General features: G+C 53.0%; 3 protein-coding genes. 1 reads left to right on the top strand and 2 read right to left on the bottom strand.

Translation table 11 applies throughout. The features are described 5' to 3' along the window. Positions 1–608: 608 nt before the first annotated feature. Together Pla52nx_RS22345 and Pla52nx_RS22340 are read right to left on the bottom strand one after the other, a co-directional pair. The gene (locus tag Pla52nx_RS22345; RefSeq protein ID WP_146522750.1) at positions 609–3,746 is read right to left on the bottom strand and encodes a serine/threonine-protein kinase; all 3,138 of its coding nucleotides are present in this window, start codon (positions 3,744–3,746) and stop codon (positions 609–611) included. Positions 3,747–3,766: 20 nt separating this feature from the next. After that, entirely contained in the window at positions 3,767–4,996 is a 1,230-nt protein-coding gene (locus Pla52nx_RS22340) for a DUF1559 domain-containing protein (protein ID WP_146522749.1), read from the bottom strand. A gap of 68 nt (positions 4,997–5,064) precedes the next feature. Between Pla52nx_RS22340 and Pla52nx_RS22335 the strand changes: the two genes are divergently transcribed. Continuing rightward, complete coding sequence (locus Pla52nx_RS22335; protein WP_146522748.1) at positions 5,065–5,862, top strand: RNA polymerase sigma factor; 798 nt, start codon at positions 5,065–5,067, stop codon at positions 5,860–5,862. The last annotated feature ends 25 nt before the right edge of the window (positions 5,863–5,887 follow it).

Raw genomic sequence — 5,887 nt, 5'->3', positions numbered from 1 at the left:
GTGGAGGAACTTTCAAAGTGTACGGTGCTTTGTGAGCGGTTGTTCCTTCAACCAAGTTGAATCGCTTCCGTTTCGACGAAGGGCTGATCAAAAAGTAAGACGCTGCCCCTGCCGTATCCAACTCAATGGTGTCACGTTCAAGTTGATATGCTCGCCACAGCAGGGGAATTGGGGCAATTCGACGGTCTGGCGACGGTAGGTACGGTGAGTCGGCCATTCCGAAAAAGCTGTTTCAATGTCTCGCTGTCCAGCCAGCCGATGGATGTTTCAAGCGATCGAAGAGTAGAGCGATGTGGTTAGTGCCGAAGGGATAGTCAGAGAACCCGCATCGATTGAGCTGCAAGTGAATGCCGAACACTCTGCAAAGCAGAACTTCGCGATCCCCTATCTATCTTTCGCCGATGCGCCACGCGAAAACGACGAAAAGCAGGATGCGTTTGTACAGTTCGGCTCGGTAAATGAAGAAATTCGCGTTCAAACTCAAGCTTCAGAATTTTCGAGATGTCTTTCCTGCACCCCAGTAGATCAAGCCAGTCTGCTGCTTTCTGATGGAATCACACTCAATCAGAGGCGTATCGAGATTATGCTGACGTGCGATGAACACGTTTCTAATCTGAAGAAATGTTGGCTTCCCCCCACTCAATCGCTAAACCATTGGCTTCCGCCAACTTTGCCTTCCATTTTTCGGCTTCCTCCAGCATGCCGCGATCTTCGTAATGGGCGACCAAGCCGGCCAATGATTTTCGCAAGCGGCGGTTGATATTCAGGTTTCGATCGACTTGAGCCTCCTGCAGATCTTTCACGCCAGCTAAGAGCATTGGCTCAGCTTCCTCGAAACGTTTTTGCTTGGAAAGAACAATTCCGAGCAGACAGCGAGAGTAGGCATATGCGTATCCATCGGGATCGTTTTGGGAACGCCATTGATTGCACTCAATCAACAAAGACTCCGCTTCGTCGTAGCCACCAGTGTTCATCAGCGCGTTGGCATACATTGACTGAGCCGCCGCAACGTTCACATCATATCGATCCCGAAACTCCCTTTCCTGCTTGACCAATTGCTCACCGTGAATCGCTGCTTCTTCATACTGACCTGAAAGCAACAATTGAGCCACCAACACGTTTCTTGCGTAAAGTGTGTTTGCGTTGGCGTCTCCGTTCGCTGCGCTCCACCCCTCGAGGTAGAGTTGAGCGTATAGGATGGCGTCGTCAAATCGCTGGAGTGCCCGTGATAAGTGTATGAGATCAAGGTTGATCGCCAACGTGTAGTAGTGTGACACACCAGCGATTTCGACCGCGCGTTCATAGGACCTTTCTAGTAGGTCAAACGCTTCTTGCTTCTCGCCCTGGCCTCGCATGATCGAAGCCAGAACGCGCGGGTATTCAAGTAACTGCACCCTCGAACCATCATGGACAGCCATTGCGATATCATACGTTTCTTGGGCGACCTCTCTCGCCTCTTCGTATTTTTTGAGGCTGCTCAAACACTTTGCAAGCAGGAGTCGGTAACCAAGATAGGTAGAGTGCGCCTCTCCGAATCGCTCACGAAAGCTGGGAAGAAACTCCAAGATCAGGTCTCGAGACTTCAGTGGTTGACCATTAGAAAAATAAGCTCCCGCAAGGAAGCTTTCGCTGTCTCGTGTCAATTGATGATCAGTGCCGTGCGTGGCGCGACGCAGTTCTACGATCTCTTCAGCTATTTGCACCGCATCACTGGTGCGTTTTGACAACCGAAGAGATTCAGCCAAAGTTAACTCTGCCTTTTGAGTTTCGATGGAATCGATGCCAGTTAATTCCGTCCAACGGCGAACAAGCTCTTCTTGATTGGCAATGGCTCTCTGCAGTTGACCCCGCGTACGGTATGCGATCGCAAGATTCCCCAGAGCGACCAGAGTATTGGAGGCTTTAGGGCCAAAAACCATCTCAAAGCGTTCGTAAGCATTCTCAGTCAGGCGAAGCCCCTCGTCAGTTTGCTCGGTGGCTTCAATCGCAATGGCAAGAGCGTTCAGGGAAAGGGCCGTTCCCTGAGAAAACTCGCCGAGTGTTTTGAGACGCAGATCGTAGGCGATTTTGTGCGATTGCTTTGCTTCGGTGTACAGCCCCAGTCCGAAATAGGCACTACCAATCGCAGATGCCATATTGGCGTGCGTCAAGGGATCATCGGCAAACGCAGTCGCCAGATTTTGAAGCGCATCATCCAACCGTTCGGCAACCGTGACATTTCTACCATCCCCGTTGGGATCGGGACTTTGAAGCGTCTTGACCAGGAAATCGGCAACCGCCTCGGCATTCTTCTTGGCGACGATGGCATCTTGGGCACTCGCTTCCGCTTCGCCCTGCAAAACGATGGCGGTCGCACGCGACACCTCTGCTTCGCGTCGCAGTCCTCGTTCACGAACAAGACCGAATGCCAACAGTCCCACGATCGTGGCGCTAATCGATGCAGCGACCGCCAGCGCGGCTCGGTGTTTGCGAACCCATTTTTGGACATAATACGCAGTCGATGCAACGCGCGCTTCAACTGGTTCTCCGGCAAGATAGCGATCGATGTCATCAGCGAGTTCTCCCGCAGATCCGTAACGCTCGTCTGGATCCTTGGCCAGCGCCTTGACCAAGATGGCTTCAACATCGGTATCAATTTTTGGATTTGCAATCCTGGGGCGTTGGATGTCTTCTTCAATGATTCGACGCAACATGTCGAATGTCGAACCCATCGTTTGATGCGGAGATTTCCCGCCGGTCAGCAAGCGGTACAGGATCACACCCAACGCGTAAACGTCGCTACGTGAATCCACTTTCGCATGGTCCCCTCTGGCTTGCTCGGGTGACATGAACGCGGGCGTGCCGGCGATCGCGCCGTCTTGTGTCGCGTGCAGTCCCTGGGATTCCTCTCGCAGCGATTTGGCTAGGCCAAAATCCAGTACATACGGTGTCCCTTGCGACGAAACCATGATGTTTGATGGCTTTAGATCGCGATGAATTACTCCGCGCTGATGAGCAACTTGAACTGCACGAACGACTTCAACCGCCAGTCGTAGAATATCATCGCTTGGCAGTTTCTGTTTCCGGACGAATCGATCCAGGGTCATGCCATCGACCAACTCCATCGCAAAATAGCGAACCCCATCGCTTACGCCGGCTTCGTAGACTCGGGCGATATTGGGATGCTCCAACATCGACGCCAATTCGATTTCCCGCTGAAATCGATAGCGATGCGCGGGGGAGGAGAATCGATCCTCCTTCATCACCTTCAACGCAACGTTGCGGCCGGTCGACAATTGGATCGCACGCCAAACGACACCCATTCCCCCGTGGCCCAACTGGTCGACCATCTCGTAGCCGGCAAGATTCGGTATCGTTTCTCCAGAGGAACCGAACTCACTGTTTTGATCAACACTGCCATCCAAGCTGCGGGTGACGCCTAGCTCGCCCGATTCATCGGTATCAAGAGTTTCATCCAGTTGAATAATCGAATGGGTTTCGATCAATCGAGGTGAGGCTTCCGTGGTATTCGGCTCCTTCCGAATTTGCTGAACTTGGCCAATGATCCGCTGCACAGTGGTGTATGTTTCGCTGTCGATAATTGGCGTTTGATCGCCTAGCAATGCCTCAAAGCGTCCCATCTGGCTATGCAGGGCTTGAAGATCCTCGTCAAATGAACCATCGTTGGAATCGCGATCATCCAGGTCCGCCAAAGCGCTCGCTAGGCGGTCGATTTCGCACATCAATCCCGGTTTTGGATCGCCCATCTGTCTGGCTTTTGTCTCTTCTAATCAACGATGACTTCGCCGGATGCTCGTGTCCCCATTGCGCCCCAGATACCGTAGGGACTCTGCGCTCCGGGAACCGACGGAGCGCTACTGCCAGGAGGGAGGATGTAGACCGTCTGGGCTCGCCGATTGCCACTTTCGACCGAGTCCGTCATGAATCGAACGGATCCGTCACCCATCAACACGTGAGCTCCACCCGGGTGACGGCTGCTCGCGCCAACCGTGCCGGAGTTGGTCTGATCGCCAAACATGCAGACCTCCGAGTTTGGGGGCAGAATCGTCAGCATGATCGTGTAGATCGCGTACGAATCCGCCCAACGGTAGCCTCGTTTGTTTGCAGGGGGAGACTCGATGATCGCCCCCGCCGTCCAGTACTTCGGTCGATTGGGATCGATCTGGTTGTTGTCCGAACACAAACTGGGGTTATCAAATAGGCCCAGCGCATTGACGTCATTGTTCATCGACGGACTGGTCCGTATGTCACGGTCGCCCAAGTCGGTCGCAATCTCACCGCACGCGATGGTGTTTGACAATCCATCGAGGATGTCGCGAAACTTTGCTTGGCCTCTGGGAACGAAAAAACCCCTGCAAGACGCCCCGACTCGAGCCGCAATGCCACTTGGGAATCCGTTGCCGGGACCCGTAGCGTAACCCGCGTCGTTGAATAGACCGTGGCTGGTCCGATCCAACGAATCACCGACACACGCAGCGTAATTGGTTCGCCCCAACGACGGGAGCCCTACTCCAGGGTCACTTGGACAACGAAACGTTGGCACCTCCGTTGACCACGGCACATAGGGACTATGTTGCGGGATTGGCCCCATCGCGTTGTATGCGACTGTTGCACCTGGCAACATGAGTGGGTTGCTGATTTGTTCCCACAGGCTCTGTCCCTCGACAAAGGCCAGGGCACCCACCAAATAGCTCAAACGCAATTGATTGTGACTCGTTGCCGGTACATGGGCCTGACTCCAGAGCGGCTTGGCGCCCAAAGTCCCCGTCCCATGGATGGGCACCTGTTTGTACGCCGAGTGGTAATTTTGAATCGCCAGACCAATCTGCCTAAAATTATTGCTGCACGACATCCGTCGAGCAGACTCTCGAACCGCCTGAACGGCCGGAAGTAGGAGTCCCACCAAGATCCCGATAATGGCAATCACGACCAGCAATTCCACAAGAGTGAAACCACGACTCGCATTAGAAGGTTCTACGGTCAAATTTCGGTTCATAGATGGTGATCGCGTGTTTACATTCGAAACGGCTCCCCGATACCTATTCGTAAGAGCGTCACGCGAAAATGCCAGAATTCTCTCGTTGGGTATACTCATCCTATCCGACAGAACGGCAAAACCCCCATTTGTCGGTGGCTTTCCAGAGGAAAACAAACGATCTCCAAGCCGCCTACGAAATGAAGAAGAACGTTAACAACGTCTCCATGCCCCCCGAAGAGATTTTCTCTCAAATGACCGAACCTGATGATTCTTCTCGCCAAGCAGACCCAGAGTCTACTTCGCTCCCGTCAGCTTACTCGACATCGAGTAGTTTGTTGGAACGTTTACGCATCGACGACTCTGAAGCCTGGAGTAGATTCGCGAAACTATACACACCGCTGGTCTATCAATGGATCGAGAAAGCCGGATTCCAATCAGCGGATGTGGCAGATGTTACGCAGGAAGTGTTTCGCGTGGTCTCCACCCGCTTGCATGTTTTTCGCAGAACAGATTCGCGAACAAGTTTTCGCTCGTGGTTGTGGGGAATCACTCGCAATATGCTACGCCAGCACCTTGAACGTGTCGCGAAACGGCCAGCGGTTCAAGGTGGATCCGAGTTCAAAATCTGGCTTGACCAAATCCCTGAATATCTTGAGTCAAAGGAACCCCCAGAGCAACCTGACGAAGAACGAAAGCTAATGCACCGAGCTCTGGCAATGATTCAATCTGAATTTAGTGAACAGACATGGCAGGCATTCTGGCGCATGACAGTCGAGAACCAATCCGCACAAGCGATTGGCGAAGACTTGGGAATGTCGCCTCGCGCTGTCCGGCAAGCCAAGTATCGCGTACTTTGCCGACTTCGCAACGAATTGATCGATTGATCACTTCGCTTTATGAAATTGAAGA

The sequence above is a fragment of the Stieleria varia genome, from assembly GCF_038443385.1.
Taxonomy (GTDB): Bacteria; Planctomycetota; Planctomycetia; order Pirellulales; family Pirellulaceae; genus Stieleria; species Stieleria varia.
The sequence above is the reverse complement of the archived record's forward strand: the minus strand, read 5'-3'. Positions and strand labels throughout refer to the sequence as shown.